Raw genomic sequence first — 16307 nt, forward strand, 5'->3', positions numbered from 1 at the left:
TAAACACGGCTGAGTTCATTCTGAGTTTGCATCCACCCATCACCTCACCTATATAAGAATCGTCCTTCGGGACTATGGACATAAACGCGCTCGTAATAAGCGGATCGGACCCGGGGGCGGTACCCGGCGGCTCCACCAACCATCCTTCGTTTGGGGATTTTGGGGCCGAAACAGGATCGACGAACGTCTAAAGGGGTTAGCTTTGTCTCGGCTGTCTGCCACCGTTACCGGCGAAAACAGTACAATTGCAAACGACAATCGTGCTCCGGTTGCAGTTGCTGCGTAAGCAGTAGCAAGACCGAAACTTAAGCCCTTGCGCCTAGCCGCGTAAGGCGGGGTTCGCAGGTACCTGGCAACAGAAACCTGCATTAATCCCCCACATGTCTGATTTTATTCACCCGTCCCTTGGCAGATTCAGAGTTTATTCATTCCTTTTTGCCATCTTGCCAGCACTTGGACAGGAGAACTGGGATGACGAATTCAGAGATACTCAGAAAGTGGTACTCCGAAGTTTGGGAAAATGGAAACACCGAAGCAATTGATCAGTTCTTTGCACCCGAAACGATGGCCGAGGGGCTGATTCCGGAAATGCAGGTCGGTGCGGACGATTTTCGGGATCTGGTCATGGCGTTCCGCCATATTCTGGGGGACATCAAGGTCGAATTGCCCAAGATCATCGAAAACGGCGACTGGGTGTCTGCCATTCTGCATGTTCGTACTTTTCGGGCTGACAATGGCGCGCCACTGGAAGTCACGGGCCAGGTCATGGCGCGGTTCAAGGCCGAAAAGATGGTTGAAGCCTACAACCATTTTGACTTCATCTCGTTTTTTGAAGAGCTGGGCCAGTTTCCATCGGACACCCTGCCCGTATGCATGACCGGGCAACGCCTGGACTGGGCGTGAACCCAAAGCAATCTTGACCCCCATGACCCTTGCGCGCTAGCAAGTGCCATGGGGTAAGATTGCGAACGCCCCGTGAGGCGACAGCCCAAGTTTCGCATGTATCCGCGGTCACAAGGAAACATGCCATGGCATCGCCCAACTCTATTTCTCCCAAACAACTCCTGCGTCTGATTGGTACTCCGAATGCGCCCGTTCTATTCGACGTCTGCCTGAATGACGATTTTGAAGAAGATCCCTATCTGATCCCCGCATCAATCCGGCACCCGGCCACGGATCTTCAGGGGCTTTTGTGCAAGATCTCGGGCCGTTCGGTCGTGATTATCTGTCAAAAAGGCAAAAAGCTGAGCCAGGGCGTTGTCTCCTGGTTGCGCGGCGAAGGGCATCAAGCCGAATATCTGGAAGGTGGAATGCATGCCTGGCGCGACATCGCCGATGCACCACGTGTGCCCGCAACACGCATTCCTGATCGAATTGGTGGCCATACGCTGTGGGTCACACGTCACCGACCCAAGATCGACAGAATCGCATGTCCCTGGCTGATACGCAGGTTTGTTGATCCCGACGCCAAGTTCCTGTTTGTGGCACCCGGCGAAGTCGAAAGCGTTGCGACTGCTTTCGGGGCGTCACCTTTTGATATCGAGAACACGTTCTGGAGCCACCGAGGCGACAATTGCACGTTTGACACCATGTTGGATGAATTCGAGCTTCACTCCCCTGCGCTGGACCGGTTGGCGACGGTCATCCGGGCAGCGGACACGAACCGGCACGCGCTTGCACCCGAAGCGGCGGGATTGTTGGCGGTGTCTGTCGGGCTTTCAAGGCAGTACCGCGATGACCATGAAAACCTGAAAGCCGGGATGAACCTTTACGACGCGATGTATCGCTGGGCGCGCGATGGGTTTGACGAAAGCCATGACTGGCCCACCGGGCGAACTTCATGACACCGACACTGGCCGAGATTTTCAAGGTCTTTGGCAGGATCGGTCTGCTGTCTTTCGGTGGTCCTGCGGCTCAGATTTCCTTGATGCATCAGGAATTGGTCGAACGCCGACCCTGGCTGGATGAACAGACTTACCTGCGCGCCCTGTCTCTGTGCATGTTGCTGCCGGGCCCCGAGGCGATGCAGCTGGCAACCTATGCGGGGTGGCGCCTGCGCGGCGTTGCCGGCGGGCTGATTGCCGGCAGCTTGTTCGTGTTGCCCGGCGCGTTGGTGATTGCGGTTCTGGTCGCGCTCTATTCAGTATTTGGCGATGTACCCTTAGTGCAGTCGGCCTTCACGGGCATCAAGGCAACCGTCATCGTCATCGTTTTGCAGGCGCTCCGCAATCTTTCGCGCAAGGCATTGAATGATCGCGAGCATCGAACAATCGCAATCCTGTCCTTCCTGGCCATTTTTCTGCTGAACCTTCCTTTTCCGGCGATCATATTCGTTGCCGCAGCTTGGGGGTACGTGACCTTCAAAGGACCCGTAGAAACTCCCACGCGAGAAGGAACACCACATCTGGCGCGGTCTCTGCGAACGATTGCTGTCTGGTTGCCCCTTTGGTTGGGCCCGCTCGTTACTCTGAGCGTCACAGGCCATCAACTGCTGAGCGATCTGGGGTGGTTTTTTGCCCGACTCGCCGTTGTGACCTTTGGCGGCGCATATGCCGTATTGGCCTATATGACCCAAACGGTTGTCGACCAGTACCACTGGATCAGCACGGATCAGATGATTGATGGGCTGGGTCTGGCGGAAACGACTCCGGGACCGCTCATACTTGTGACACAGTTTGTCGCCATGCTGACCGGGCAACTGACCGGCGGGTTCACGCTGGCGCTTGCAGCCGGTGCGGTTGCATTGTGGGCGACGTTCGTTCCGTGCTTTCTTTGGATTTTTCTTGCGGCCCCATATCTTGACCGTCTGGCCGCGCGTCCTCGCCTGTCCGCGGCCCTGCATGGAATCACCGCGGCCGTCGTCGGAGTGATTCTCAACCTTTCCGTGTGGTTCGCCCTGAATGTTCTTTTCGAATCGGTGTCTGAAAAATCATGGGGTCCTCTGGCAATCCCCATGCCGCAGATTTCCGCGTTGAATTTTACCGCATTCGGTCTAACTATCCTTGCTGGGGCCTTGATTTTTCGACTGAAATTAGGGATGGGAACCGTGCTTGCCCTGATGTCGATTGCCGGCCTGGCTGCACACAATATCTGATCAATCCGGTCGTACCCGCCCTTTCGTTTCCGAACAAAACCCCTATGCTGAGCATAACCACTTTTGAGGATCACACATGTCGCAAGGCATCGACTATGGAAACCTGATGCACACCGCCATGCGCGGCTTGATCAAAACAGTGCTGAAGGACGTTTCTGAAACCGGTTTACCCGGGGCGCATCACTTTTTCATCACGTTCGACACACGTGAAGATGGTGTGGAAATCGCCGACTGGCTGCGTGAACGATATCCCGAAGAAATGACCATCGTCATGCAGCACTGGTTCGAGAACCTCGAAGTCGGTGACCTCGGCTTTGGCATCACTTTGAACTTTGGCGACGCCCCGGAACCTCTGTACGTCCCCTATTCCGCAATCAAGACTTTCGTCGATCCATCCGTGGAATTCGGCCTTCGCTTCGAAAGCCCGGAAGACGAAATCGAAGAAGATCAAATCATCGAAGACGACATCGAAGTCGAAGACGAAGAAATACATCACGATGCGGATATCGTGTCGCTGGACAGCTTTCGGAAGTGAACCTTCAAACCCCGCCCGGCGCGGGGTTTATCGTTTCATTAGGAAAGTCTCGACCGATCGTGATTTTTGACCATCTATGAATCGTGAAAACGCGAGGTTCAGCCCACCTTGTGCAAGCGTGCGGTCGAATTGCTGCAACTCATATCCTCCGTCCTCGTCAATGAACAAAGAAAACACGGTCAGTGTTTCGCCGACGATGCGGCCCCATACAAATGGCTCGCCCTTCATCGGGTCCAACGGGACTTCGTGACCAAAGACATTGCGTTTCATCGCCGCCGAAAACACATCCGGTCGATCCGACGGAACAAAATCAATCGAGAACTTCTGTTCCTTTACGCGTCCATCCAACTTGTATGTCGTCGTCCGCCAACTGACGTTGAAACCGTTCTTGGTCTCGAAGATGGAAACGCTCATGTCGCGGGGCGTTGTCGTGCCATCCGCGTCCACAACTTCGGCTGAACCGATATAATCTCCTGTGAACGGTGTAATGTCTGCCGCGCGGGCCGCTGCGCTCAGAACCGACAGCCACAAAGCGCAAACTGCAAGTATCGCGACTGCTTTTCCAAGCGTAAGGCGATGGAAATCTGGCATTTTGTCCTCCATGGCGTCTATTGCTCCATTGTAGCCCAGCGGTATCGGCAAACAATGCACATTCCCCGCCTATGACGATTAAAGTGACGCACCCCGCGCCTATACCTTTGACGCCCTTAAGTTTAAGGTGCGCGCAACTGGCCGATTGCGTCACGGCGTGGCTGCGGCTAAACGGCATACAACTGCATACCAGACGGAGTGACCGATGTCTCAAACCCGCACAGAATCCGACAGCTTTGGCCCGCTCGAGGTTCCTGCCGACAAGTATTGGGGCGCACAGACGCAGCGCTCGATCATGAATTTTCCCATCGGCTGGGAAAAACAGCCGGTCGCCATCGTGCGCGCGCTGGGCGTGATCAAGAAAGCCTGCGCCATGGAAAACAAGGCAACGGGCAAGCTGGACGCAAAGATAGCAGATGCGATCATTCAGGCCGCAGGCGAGGTGATCGAGGGCAAGTTCGACGACAACTTTCCGTTGGTCGTGTGGCAGACGGGTTCGGGCACCCAGTCGAACATGAATGCGAACGAGGTCATCGCCAACCGAGCCATCGAGATTCTGGGCGGCAAGATCGGTTCCAAAGACCCGGTACACCCGAATGACCACTGCAACATGGGACAATCGTCGAACGATACTTTCCCAACCGCCATGCATATCGCAACAGCGATGAGCGTACGCGACGTCCTGCTTCCCGGCCTTGAAAAACTGGCGTCCGTGCTCGAGCAGAAGGCCGAGGAGTTCAAGGACATCATCAAGATCGGCCGAACCCATACGCAGGATGCGACACCGCTGACCTTGGGTCAGGAGTTCAGTGGCTATGCCCACCAGATTCGTCAGGGAATCGCACGCGTACATGCGGCGATGCCGGGGATTTATGAACTGGCCCAGGGCGGAACGGCCGTTGGCACCGGCCTGAACACCCAGCACGGCTGGGACAAAGCGGTCGCAGGGCATATGGCCCAGATCACTGACCTGCCCTTCGTGACGGCGCCGAACAAGTTCGAAGCGCTGGCCGCGCATGATGCCATGGTCTTCCTTTCGGGCGCTTTGGCGACGATTGCCGGCAGCTGCTACAAGATCGCAAACGACATTCGTTTCCTGGGCTCCGGGCCTCGTTCCGGCCTGGGTGAGCTGATTCTGCCGGAAAATGAGCCCGGCTCGTCGATCATGCCCGGCAAGGTAAACCCGACGCAGGCCGAAGCGCTGACGCAGGTCGCCGCGCATGTGATGGGCAACAACGCGGCGATGAATTTTGCCGGGTCGCAAGGGCATTTCGAATTGAACGTCTACAATCCGATGATGTCCTACAACCTGCTGCAATCGATCCAGCTGTTGGGGGATGCCACCGACAGCTTTACCGAGCGGATGCTAATGGGCATCAAAGCGAACGAGCCGCGCATCGACAAGCTGATGAAGGAATCGCTGATGCTGGTCACGGCGCTTGCCCCTACCATCGGTTATGACAATGCGACCACCGTTGCGAAAACCGCCCACAAGAACGGTACCACGCTCAAGGAAGAAGCCATCGCGCTGGGCTTTGTGGACGAAGCGACCTTTGACGCTGTCGTCCGCCCCGAACAGATGATCGGCCCAAAAGACTGATGGGCAAGCCGGTCAATCTGAACCGGTATCGAAAGGAAAAAGCGCGGGCCGAAAGAAAGGCCCGCGCTGACCGGAACGCCGTCGCATTTGGGCGTACAAAAGCTGAAAAAGAAGTCGTGAAGCTTCAACAGAAAAAACAAAAGCGCGACCTCGACAATCATGAGCTGGACGAATGAGCGGCCGTCCTGTCAAACGCTCTCTGACCCTGAAAGGACACCGAACTTCGGTATCACTCGAGGATGAATTCTGGCGTGCTTTTCGCGAAATCGCTCAGGAACAAGGTAAGCCAATCAATGTCTTGGCGGCTGAAATTGATGTGGCCCGCGACCCGGAAACGGGTCTTGCATCGGCCATACGCGTCTTTGTGCTGAACTGGTTCCGCAACCCTGATTGAGACTTGTCACGCCCTCGCCTGGACGTGTAACGTGAGTTGGAACAAAAAGGGTACAACCATGAGCGACACCATTACCGGGCCGGATGGGCAGCAAAGATGCGCATGGTGTCAGGCCGCGCCCGAATTCTTTGAATATCATGACAATGAATGGGGTTACCCTGTCGGCGGCGACCAACGGCTGTTTGAAAAACTGTGCCTCGAGAGCTTTCAGTCAGGCCTCAGCTGGCGAACGATCCTGAACAAGCGCGAAAACTTCAGGAAGGCTTTTTGCGGGTTTGATTTCAACAAGATGGCCACGTTTTCTGATGCCGATGTGGAACGCCTGCTACGGGATTCCGGGATCATCCGTCATCGCGGCAAGATTGAAGCGGTGATCAACAATGCGCGTTGCGCGCAGGACCTTGTGGCGGCCGAAGGATCTCTGGCGGCCTATGTCTGGCGTTACGAGGCTGAAACACCTCCGCCTCCGCAAACGGCGTCCACATCGCCCGAGTCGGTGGCCATGTCGAAAGATCTCAAGAAACGGGGATGGAAGTTTGTTGGCCCTACAACCGTGTTTGCGTTCATGCAGGCCATGGGGCTGGTCAATGATCATGCCGAGACCTGCATCGGCAGAAAAAAAGCGGCGCAGTTGCGCCGCTCTTTCGTCAAACCTGTCTGACGGATCAGACCGAGGCTTTGAAAATCTTGTCGATGTTGGCACCCAGGGCCGCGTTGAATTCGGCATCTGACTGCTGCTTCGACAGACCTTCGGTCAAGGCCCGCGAGAAGGATGCGATCATCTTGCCGTTCCGGCCCAACAGATCACAGGCTTCTTCCGTCGAATAACCGCCCGACAGGGCCACAACGCGCAAGACCCGCGGGTGGTCAGCCAGCGCGTCATACAGGTTTGCCTGTGTCGGGATCGTCAGCTTCAGCATCACTTCCTGGCCTTCGGCCAGTTGATCGAGGTTATTGAGAATTTCAGCGTTCAGAATGTCTTCCGCCTCGGCCTTGGTTTCCGAATGGATGTTCACTTCGGGTTCCACGATCGGAACCATACCGGCATCGGTGACTTCGCGGGCGACGTCGAACTGTTGCGCAACCACCGCCGCGATGCCGTCGGCATTCGCTTCGTGAATGACCGAGCGTTCCTTGGTGCCGAACACACCATCGGCCTTGGCCAGGGTCTCGGCCAGACTGGGGATCGGTTTCATCATCTGAACGCCATTTGCCTGTTCTTCCAAGCCTTTGTCGATCTTCAGGAAAGGCACGATACCTTTGACCGACCACAGGTAATCGGCAACCTTGCGGCCTTCGATCTCTTCGCCCAGGGTACGTTCGAACAGGATTGCACCAATCACTTTGTCCTTTGTGAAATCGTCGGCCAGAATGATGCGGGCACGCATCTTCTGGATTTCACCGAACATCTCTTCGTCTGAGTTGTAGTCGGATGCCTCGACACCATACAACGCAAGCGCTTTCGGGGTTGATCCGCCGCTTTGATCCAGTGCCGCGATAAAGCCCGTGCCGTTGATCATCTGCGCGCGCTGTTCTGCTTTGGACATATTGTTTTCCCGTTCAATGATGATTCCGATGTTCTTCCCCGCATACAACAGGGCGTGAACCGATGGTAGGTTGTTAGCGCTCAAACAGGCGCAACCATATACCATCTTTGGATCGAACCGTCAGGTGAGCGACCGGAACGGGTGTTTTTCCCGGGATTGTTTCGAACCGGTAGCGGCGCAAGAGCATTGACAGGATCAGCGGCCCTTCGACCATTGCAAACCCTGCCCCGGTGCACACTCGGGGGCCTGCTGAGAACGGGATGTAAGCGTCGCGCTGGCACCGCTTGCCGTTTTCCGTGCCCCAACGGCTGGGATCAAAACCGTCCGGATCGTCCCACAAACGCGCCTGACGGTGCAAATGCCACGGGCTGATCACGATCTGCGCGCCAACCGGAACATCCCGGTTACGGAACCGTTCGGGGCACGTGGTCTCGCGGACCATCATGGGCACCGGAGGATAAAGGCGCAGCGCTTCACGGAACACATCCCGGCTGATCCGAAGTTTTGAAACAGAGGCAAATGAAGGATCATCCAGAACGGCGGCCTCCTCTGCAACCTTCTGCTGCCATTCCGGGTAAAGGGCCATCAGGTACAGCGTCCAGGCCAAGGCTGACGCGCTGGTTTCATGCCCGGCAAGAAAAAAGATCGCCACCTGATCAACCATTTCCTCGGGGTCGAAGAATTGCCCGGTTTCGGGATCAGCCGTCGTCATGATCTTGGTCGCAAGATCATCAGGTGCCGTTCCGTCCTTGATGGCCTTTGCGCGTGTTCTGGTCAGTTCGGCAATCAGCGCCCTGATATCCCGCGCGTTTTGTTTGGTCGCCCCGGAATGAAACCGGGGCAGCCACTTTGGCAAGGGAACAAAAGCCGCCAGATTCAGCAAAGGTTGCGCGCGTTGATAGGTCCGGAACTTTTCGAACACCTGGCTGGCGATAGCGTTGTCGATAGGAACGGAAAACAGGGTGCGAAATATCACATCCGCTGCCGCATGGCTTGTCTGCTCTTCGAATTCGAGCTCCCCTCCGACATGAGGCCGCAGCCGTTCTACACACGCCTCGGCGGCGGCCAGCATGGCCGGGAATGTATCCTTCAGACGCCCGCCTTCGAACGCCGGATCGATAATCCGCCGCTGCCGTTTCCAGACCTCGCCATTGGTCAGAAACACCGAATTGCCAAGCAACGGTCGCAGGCCTTCGCTGATCCTGCCGGATTTGGGGAAATCGTCAGGCCGTTTCTTGAGGACGGTTTGAATCAGGTCCGGTTGATTGATCAGGAACGATCGGAAGAACGGGGTTTTGAATTCTGCCATCCACGCGCGATACAACCGGGCTGGCTGCGCCGACAGCAGGTCATGTCTGAACAGTTTCACATAGCGCAGCAACGAAACTTTCTCGGGGCGCGGGTCTGGCTTGGGCGGGGTCATGGTCATGGCTGTACCGAGGTGAACTTGGAGACAGGCGTCTCGATGCGGCTGCGCGAAGCCTCACGATCCGCAAACCTTTGCCCCAACGTCAACGGGCCAGCCGTTATCCGGAAATAATCATAACTTTCCGGCTTATCGAAGGCGCAAAGATACTGAAAATGAAGGCGAAAAAACCGCCATCGCAAAGCCTTCCAGCGTTCCGGAGACAAGGTTTGCGAAAAAGCCGCTGACAGGACCAGCGGCCAGCGTTTATCAGCATCGGCCACCCCCGTGACCGCAACCGGATCGCAAAGCGCAAAGGCGCAGCCATCACCGGGGGCCGAGACATCGATCCAGCTGAGCTCGGACCGTGTGGACAGGAAATGCAGATCGGACCGCAAATCGTGTGCCTGGGGCAGAAACGAGACCATGGGAACCACCTGTCCCAGGCTGAGAAACGACAGCACCGCGCGTTGCTCGTGCACTTTCGTTTTTCGGATCAGCTCGGCCAGAACAGACACCCCCAGATGCGCGCCCGAGCTGTGGCCAACGACCAGCACTTCATCCACATCGGAATTCAGCGCCTCTTGGATCGCTTCACTAAACGAAGACAACCTGTCCCGCAGCTCGACCGGCATTTGCCCGCTCAACTGCGCTGAATAGGCGTAATCATGCATAAGGTAATACGCAAACAACCGGTTATCGACCTTGCGAAACCACAGCAGTAACGCGACGGCGATGGCCGCTCCGGGGAATATCCCCCACCAACCTGCCATGGCTATGCACGCCCATGCCAACGCAAGCGCGATCAGCAGCTGAGACACCAACATCGCCACAGGATACAACGCGGCGATCACCGGGCCCTTGCGCAATCGCATCAGACGCCACAACGTACCGGTTGACATGTAAATCCACGCCGTGCGGGCCAATTGCCAATAGGTCGCCGGGATCGAGGCCGACATGCTGTCGCGCACGATGTCGGACCAGACCAGAACCTCGAATTCCGTATCAACATTCAGGCCATCTTGTTCCGAGGTCACACGCCACCCAAAACGCCCGTCCGTGGCCTTTGGGGATATGGCGATCTCGTACCCCGAGATCCGGGCCTGATTCTGCGATTCACTGCGATACAGCTCGCGATATCGCCGGGGCGGCATCGGATCATAGCCGGGTATATAGAACACCCGACGTCTGCGCACCTGCGGCTGATTTGTGTGACTGCTCATGCCCTTACCTTCTGATGCGCAGGTTAACGCAGGCTTGCAGCCAAGGTAAGAGGGTCAGTTGATCACCCGAAATTTGCCAGCGCCGGAAAAGTCTCCAGCAACCACCAGCTGAAACGGGTGAAAAGCCCGGTTATCAGCATGATGCCCACAAACAGCAACAGCCCGCCCATGATCTTTTCGATCGTGCCCATATACGGTTTGATCCGGTTCATCACGGTCATGGAGCGATTCAGGAACATGGCTGCCAACAAGAACGGAATACCCAAACCCGCAGCGTAGACCCCCAGCAGAAACGTGCCACGCGCGACCGACGCTTCGTTCGCCGCCAGTGACAGGATCGCACCCAGTTGAGGACCAATGCAGGGGGTCCAGCCAAATGCGAAAGCCAGGCCAAGGATGTAAGCGCCAAAGACCGACCCACCGGAATCACCGGTTTCAATCCGTGCTTCGCGATCCAGAAAAGGAATCCGGAAAACACTCAGAAAGTGAAGGCCAAAGACGATGACAACGGCACCGGATAGCTTGGCGAACAGAACCTGATTTTGCAGCACAAACGCGCCAAAGGCCGATGCGGTAAAGCCAAGCAGCAGAAACACGGTCGACAGGCCCATGACAAAGAACAGCGCCGACAGGGTCGCCTTGCGCCGCGCACGGGCCTCGTCCTGCATCTCATGTATGGTAACGCCGCTCATATACGCCAGATAAGGCGGTACGATTGGCAATACGCAAGGCGACAGAAAGCTGATCAGGCCACCCAGAAGCGCGACCAACATGGCGGGCAGCAGTCCCGCGTCTATGATTTCGATTCCGAACATGTTTCTGCACATATGTGATGAAGAGCAATCCGTCACGGGGCCAAACAGTCACATCCTCGTGCTCGGAATCTGGACAATATTACAACTTCGCCCTATCCCGAAAATCATGTCAGAGATTACAGATACCCTGGACGCTTTGGGCCTGTTGTGCCCCTTGCCCGTCCTGAAAGCCCGCAAACGATTGAAATCCATGCCCGAGGGTGCCGTTCTGCGGGTGCTGGCCGATGACCCTGCGGCCATCGTGGATGTTCCGCATTTTTGTGCTGAGGCCGGGCATACACTGCTTTCCCAGAACACTGACGGCGCACATCAGATCTATCTGATCAAAAAATCCGGCTGACCTACGTTGCAGGTCAAAAAAGGCGGGCCGATCAGCCCGCCTTTTTTGTTAACTTCCCAGCGACCACCAACCGCGACGTTTGGGTTTGGCGGGTACAGGTTCAGGCTCTTCCGCCACGCTTTCAAGCACCGGCTCGGGCGTTGTTTCCGCTGGCCCGTCTTCGGCAGGATCGTCGGTTTCTGAAACGTCAGCGGCTTCTACAGCTTCCGCAGAAGGCTTTTCACCCTCATCCGCTTCTTCAACCGCTTGTGCCGCATCCACACCGTTTGCAGGTTGCTCTTCCGACGGCGGAGCGTCAGCCTGTGCTTCGGCTGGTTCAGCGGCCACCTCAACTTGTTCCGCCACGACCTCTGCGCTTTCGCCCTCGATGCTCTCGCCGGTTTCCTCGGCTGCCGGCTCTTCCGTCACGGCGTCCGCCGTCGTGGCGGATGGCTCTTCAGGCTGATCCGCAACTTCTTCGGCCACCGCATCTTTCTTGCGACGGCGCGGGGCGCGTTTGCGCTTGGGCTTTGCCGGTTTTTCTTCCTCCGAAGCCTCAGCTTCAGCCGGCTCAGCACTTTCGACGTCAGGCGTATCGCTCTCTGCGTCTTCTTGTGCTGGCGCTTCACCCTCTTCTGCGGTCTGCTCCGGCGTATCCCCATTGCCCGCGCCTTTCTTGCGACGACGACGACGGCGCTTGCGCTTGGGCTTTGCCTCTTCTTCGGTCTGAACGATTTCCTCTTCGGTCTCTTCCGCGTCCGATGAATCGACAAGATCCATCAGCGACGCATCGACAGAAACAACAGGCGCCGTGGCCTCGGGAACAATCCGGCTGGCCGTCTTGAATTTCTCCATCGAGAAGTCCGGGCTGACCAAATGGATATCCCCTTCGATCCTCACCGAAAGCCCATACCGCGCCTCGATCTGGGCAATATGCTCGCGCTTCTGGTTCATCAGGAAGTTCGCGATACTGACCGGGCAGCGCACCAGAACCTCGCGCGAGCGGCGGCGGGTGCCTTCCTCTTCGATCTGACGCAGGATCGACAGCGCCATGTTGTCGTCCGAACGGATCAGGCCGGTGCCGTGGCATGCCGGGCATGGCTGTGTGGTCGCCTCGATCATACCGGGGCGCAGACGCTGACGGCTCATCTCCAGCAGACCAAAACCCGAAATACGACCAACCTGAATGCGGGCGCGGTCGGTTTTCAACTTGTCTTTCAGACGCTTTTCGACAGCAGCGTTGTTCTTGCGCTCGTCCATATCGATGAAATCGATGACAATCAGACCTGCGAGGTCGCGCAGGCGCAACTGACGTGCAACCTCTTCCGCAGCTTCAAGGTTGGTCTTGAGTGCGGTTTCCTCGATCGAGCCTTCCTTGGTCGCCCGGCCCGAGTTCACGTCGATCGCCACCAGCGCTTCCGTCACGCCGATCACGATATAGCCACCGGATTTCAGCTGTACGGTGGGATTGAACATCCCGGCCAGATAGCTTTCCACCTGATAGCGCGCGAACAGAGGCAGCGCATCTTCGTACCGTTTCACGTTCTTGGCGTGCGACGGCATGATCATCTTCATGAAGTCCTTGGCGATGCGGTACCCGCCCTCACCTTCGACCAAGACTTCGTCGATATCACGGTTGTAAAGATCTCGGATCGACCGTTTGATCAGATCACCTTCTTCATAGATCTTTGCCGGCGCGATGGATTCCAGTGTCAGCGCCCGGATCTGCTCCCACAAACGCTGGAGGTATTCATAGTCGCGCTTGATCTCGGATTTGGTTCGCTTGGCTCCGGCGGTTCGAATGATCAAACCCGCCCCGGTTGGCACATCGATATCCGTTGCGATCTCTTTCAGCTTTTTCCGGTCCGCCGCGTTGGTAATCTTGCGGCTGATGCCACCACCACGTGCGGTATTGGGCATCAGAACGCAATACCGTCCTGCCAGCGAAAGATAGGTCGTAAGCGCAGCACCCTTGTTTCCGCGCTCTTCCTTGACAACCTGCACCAGCAGAACCTGACGTACTTTGATGACTTCCTGTATTTTGTAACGACGCGGGCGCGGTTTGCGCGGCGGACGAATGTCTTCGCTGTCATCATCGTCAGCAACCGATTCAATCGATGCGTCTTTTGATGCAGCGTCTGTACCTTTGGTTTCGTCAACGTCCTCATCAGGGTCTTGTTCATCATCCGCAGCTTCGACAGGTTCTTCTGCTTGCTCGGGCTCGGATTGGGCTTCATCGCCTTCCGATAAAACGTCTTCAACGGCCTCCACCGCCTCTTCGGCCTGATCCTCCGCGTCGTCGTCCGAGACCTCGACAGCCTGTTCAGTTGCTTCCTCGGCAACGTCGTCCAGCGCAGCCTCACCCGAAGCGGTTTCGGTTGCTCCTTCAGTGGCCGCCGCGTCATCGTCAACCGGCTCCTCTACCGGAGTTTCAGCGACGACTTCCATCGGCGACGTTCCTTCCGGAACATCAACATCTGCTTCTTCACCCTCGTCCAGATCGATGGTTTCCATGCCGGTTGGTTCGGTCGAAACCTCCATCGTTTCAACCGGATCATCCGATTTCACGTCAGCAGCCTTCGCACGAGACCGGGTCCGCCGCTTCTTGGATTTGGCCTCCTCAGCCTCATCGCGCGCCTTCATAGCCTCGGCATAGGCGCGCTCTTCCTCCATCAGCGCCTCACGGTCAGCGACAGGGATCTGGTAATAATCCGGGTGAATTTCAGAGAATGCCAGGAAACCATGCCGGTTCCCGCCATAATCCACAAAGGCCGCCTGAAGCGACGGCTCAACCCGCGTTACTTTTGCAAGATAGATGTTGCCGGCAAGCTGGCGTTTGTTTTCGGATTCAAAATCGAACTCCTCGACCTTGTTTCCGTCAACCACCACGACGCGGGTTTCCTCCGCGTGGGTGGCATCGATAAGCATTTTCTTAGCCATTTGTCCTTGGTGCACCGCGCCAAACGCGTTGTCCTGACCTGTCCAGGCGGACAGGCGCTTTTGGGGAGGTGTCTTGTCAGGGCGATATCAGACGGCGCGCGGCAGGGTCTGGCGCTGTGGCCCCCTGCCCGTTCTCTCAATCGTTGCGCGCGCGTCATCGCGGTTCTTCTCCGACAGGCGCGTCTGAACGCAGCCTGCCCATTTATTCCTTTCGCCCAGTGATCCCGGGCTCAGGTACTCCACTGCCCGTTGATGGGCATAATCGGTCTGCTGAACCGCGAGGTCTTGACCCTCACCAACGGATCAGCAGCGAAACTCAAAGATTCGGGACTTGCAGGCGTCAAATTCGCCCGGCCCGTTCCGACACAATAAAAGCAACCCTGTGGAAAAGACAATGGGCAAACTGCATTCTGCGCCCAAACCAGCGGTGACGCCCCCTTCATCTGGCCAAAAATATCCCGGGGGAGGCGCCACAGGCGACGGGGGCAGAGCCCCCAAATCGCATCGCTTACAGATAGTCCGAACGCTGAAGGCCGTATTTGGCCATCTTCTCGTTCAGCGTCCGGCGAGGAAGGCAAAGCTCGTCCATGACTGACGCGATAGAGCCTTTGTGCCTGCGCATCGTATTATCAATCAGCATTCGTTCGAACGCTTCGACATATTCCTTCAGCGGCTTGCCCTCGGTGGTCATCACCGGCTGCATCTCTTCGTGATCGGACATCAACAGAGACGCGATGGTGCCCGAGCCACGGCGCGATTGCAGCACCGCCCGTTCGGCAATGTTGATCAACTGGCGCACATTGCCGGGCCAAGGGGCCTGCAACAATTGCGCAGCCTCCTGCGCGCTCACCTGGGGTGCATCGCAACCGTATTCTTCGGCAAACTGCTCGCTGAGACGGGTAAACAGGGTCAGGATATCTTCGCCCCGCTGCCGCAACGGTGGCATGGTGATGCGCAGCGCCGCCAAGCGATAAAACAGGTCCGGGCGCAGCACGTCTTCCGACGTCTTGCCCGCCTCCTGCAAGTTCGAGATGGCAACGATCCGGGTCTCCGCAGGTGTGCCCTGCTCGTTCATCACGCTTAGCAGTTTGGCCTGCAACGTATCGCTCAACGCTTCCACGTCTTCCAGAACCAGCGTGCCGCCACGCGCCTCTTCGATGGCGGGCAGTTGCGCATCTTCGGGCATCATCGGGCCAAACAGGCGCTTGGCCAGTGCATCCTCTTCAAGCGCGGCGCAGGACACCAAAACAAACTTCTTACCGGCACGGCTGCCAACGGCATGAAGCGCGTGAGCTACAAGCGTTTTTCCGGTGCCGGTTTCACCGTCGATCAACACATGGCCGTCGGCCTGGCCGAGATCCAGAATATCCTCACGCAGCCGCTCCATGACCGGGCTGGCACCGATCAGCTTGTTCATGATCTGGGTGCCGCCGGACAGCTCGCGCCGCAAGGCGCGGTTGTCCAGAGTCAGACGGCGCGCATTGCTGGCGCGTTTGGCCAGTTCGGACATCCGATCGGGGTTGAACGGTTTTTCAAGGAAGTCGAACGCGCCAACGCGCATCGCTTCAACCGCCATCGGCACATCACCGTGGCCGGTGATCATGATCACCGGTAAGGTGCTGTCGGCCCCCATCAGCTTTTTCAGAAGCTGAATGCCATCCATTCCCGGCATCTTGATGTCCGAGATCACGATCCCCGGATAATCCGGCCCCAGAACCTTGAGCGCGTCCTCGGCGCTGGCAAAGGTTTCCGTGTCATACCCGGACAAAGCAAGCCATTGGCTGATCGATTGGCGCATGTCCTGTTCGTCATCCACAATGGCGATTTTCATGGCCTGTGCCATA

The 16307-nt window shown here is 57.1% G+C and carries 16 protein-coding genes and 1 other RNA gene; 10 read left to right on the plus strand and 7 right to left on the minus strand.

Annotated features, from left to right (window positions below):
• Window positions 1-22: 22 nt before the first annotated feature.
• The 5 genes from ssrA to GS611_RS04480 all read left to right on the plus strand — a co-directional run bounded on the left by ssrA (window position 23) and on the right by GS611_RS04480 (window position 3629).
• Window positions 23-370, plus strand: a transfer-messenger RNA (tmRNA) gene (ssrA, locus tag GS611_RS04460).
• 101 nt (window positions 371-471) lie between these two features.
• A complete protein-coding gene (locus GS611_RS04465) occupies window positions 472-903 on the plus strand; it encodes an ester cyclase (RefSeq protein ID WP_171632620.1) in 432 nt (143 codons plus the stop codon).
• A 125-nt stretch (window positions 904-1028) separates the two neighbouring features.
• A complete protein-coding gene (locus GS611_RS04470) occupies window positions 1029-1844 on the plus strand; it encodes a sulfurtransferase/chromate resistance protein (RefSeq protein ID WP_171632625.1) in 816 nt (271 codons plus the stop codon).
• Entirely contained in the window at window positions 1841-3094 is a 1254-nt protein-coding gene (chrA, locus tag GS611_RS04475) for a chromate efflux transporter (RefSeq protein ID WP_171632627.1), read from the plus strand. The genes GS611_RS04470 and chrA overlap by 4 nt, the downstream gene beginning before the upstream one ends.
• A gap of 76 nt (window positions 3095-3170) precedes the next feature.
• Window positions 3171-3629, plus strand: a complete 459-nt coding sequence (locus tag GS611_RS04480; protein ID WP_171632630.1) for an SspB family protein — start codon at window positions 3171-3173, stop codon at window positions 3627-3629.
• A gap of 27 nt (window positions 3630-3656) precedes the next feature.
• On the opposite strand, the gene GS611_RS04485 is transcribed toward GS611_RS04480, so the two are convergent.
• On the minus strand, window positions 3657-4220 hold the full coding sequence (locus GS611_RS04485; RefSeq protein ID WP_171632634.1) for a hypothetical protein: 564 nt from the start codon (window positions 4218-4220) through the stop codon (window positions 3657-3659).
• A 205-nt stretch (window positions 4221-4425) separates the two neighbouring features.
• Between GS611_RS04485 and fumC the strand changes: the two genes are divergently transcribed.
• From fumC to GS611_RS04505, 4 genes are read left to right on the plus strand one after another with little or no spacing between them, the layout of a single operon-like run.
• Window positions 4426-5820 carry a class II fumarate hydratase gene (gene fumC, locus GS611_RS04490; RefSeq protein WP_171632636.1) on the plus strand — a complete coding sequence of 465 codons (1395 nt, stop codon included), beginning with the start codon at window positions 4426-4428 and terminating at the stop codon, window positions 5818-5820.
• The gene (locus tag GS611_RS04495; RefSeq protein WP_171231680.1) at window positions 5820-5996 is read left to right on the plus strand and encodes a DUF4169 family protein; all 177 of its coding nucleotides are present in this window, start codon (window positions 5820-5822) and stop codon (window positions 5994-5996) included. The genes fumC and GS611_RS04495 overlap by 1 nt, the downstream gene beginning before the upstream one ends.
• Window positions 5993-6214: a ribbon-helix-helix domain-containing protein gene (locus GS611_RS04500; RefSeq protein WP_152457905.1), complete on the plus strand. Its 222-nt coding sequence runs from the start codon at window positions 5993-5995 to the stop codon at window positions 6212-6214. Before GS611_RS04495 ends, GS611_RS04500 begins: the two co-directional genes overlap by 4 nt.
• A 58-nt stretch (window positions 6215-6272) precedes the next feature.
• The gene (locus GS611_RS04505) at window positions 6273-6875 is read left to right on the plus strand and encodes a DNA-3-methyladenine glycosylase I (protein WP_171632640.1); all 603 of its coding nucleotides are present in this window, start codon (window positions 6273-6275) and stop codon (window positions 6873-6875) included.
• Window positions 6876-6879: 4 nt separating this feature from the next.
• Here GS611_RS04505 and GS611_RS04510 read toward each other — a convergent pair whose 3' ends face one another.
• The 4 genes from GS611_RS04510 to GS611_RS04525 all read right to left on the minus strand — a co-directional run bounded on the left by GS611_RS04510 (window position 6880) and on the right by GS611_RS04525 (window position 11204).
• Window positions 6880-7761: a fructose bisphosphate aldolase gene (locus GS611_RS04510; protein WP_171632642.1), complete on the minus strand. Its 882-nt coding sequence runs from the start codon at window positions 7759-7761 to the stop codon at window positions 6880-6882.
• Between the two features lie 73 nt (window positions 7762-7834).
• A complete protein-coding gene (locus GS611_RS04515) occupies window positions 7835-9184 on the minus strand; it encodes a cytochrome P450 (protein WP_171633833.1) in 1350 nt (449 codons plus the stop codon).
• 2 nt (window positions 9185-9186) lie between these two features.
• The gene (locus tag GS611_RS04520; protein ID WP_171632645.1) at window positions 9187-10389 is read right to left on the minus strand and encodes a hypothetical protein; all 1203 of its coding nucleotides are present in this window, start codon (window positions 10387-10389) and stop codon (window positions 9187-9189) included.
• A gap of 62 nt (window positions 10390-10451) precedes the next feature.
• Window positions 10452-11204 carry a cytochrome c biogenesis CcdA family protein gene (locus GS611_RS04525; RefSeq protein ID WP_171632647.1) on the minus strand — a complete coding sequence of 251 codons (753 nt, stop codon included), beginning with the start codon at window positions 11202-11204 and terminating at the stop codon, window positions 10452-10454.
• Between the two features lie 106 nt (window positions 11205-11310).
• On the opposite strand from GS611_RS04525, the gene GS611_RS04530 reads away from it, so the two are divergent.
• Entirely contained in the window at window positions 11311-11544 is a 234-nt protein-coding gene (locus GS611_RS04530; RefSeq protein ID WP_171632649.1) for a sulfurtransferase TusA family protein, read from the plus strand.
• Window positions 11545-11592: 48 nt separating this feature from the next.
• On the opposite strand, the gene GS611_RS04535 is transcribed toward GS611_RS04530, so the two are convergent.
• Both GS611_RS04535 and GS611_RS04540 read right to left on the minus strand, forming a co-directional pair.
• A complete protein-coding gene (locus GS611_RS04535) occupies window positions 11593-14463 on the minus strand; it encodes a ribonuclease E/G (RefSeq protein ID WP_171632652.1) in 2871 nt (956 codons plus the stop codon).
• A 508-nt stretch (window positions 14464-14971) separates the two neighbouring features.
• Window positions 14972-16306, minus strand: a complete 1335-nt coding sequence (locus tag GS611_RS04540) for a sigma-54 dependent transcriptional regulator (protein ID WP_050603452.1) — start codon at window positions 16304-16306, stop codon at window positions 14972-14974.
• Window position 16307: the final 1 nt, after the last annotated feature.

This window comes from Ruegeria sp. HKCCD6119, assembly GCF_013110585.1.
In the GTDB taxonomy this organism is placed as follows: Bacteria; Pseudomonadota; Alphaproteobacteria; order Rhodobacterales; family Rhodobacteraceae; genus Ruegeria.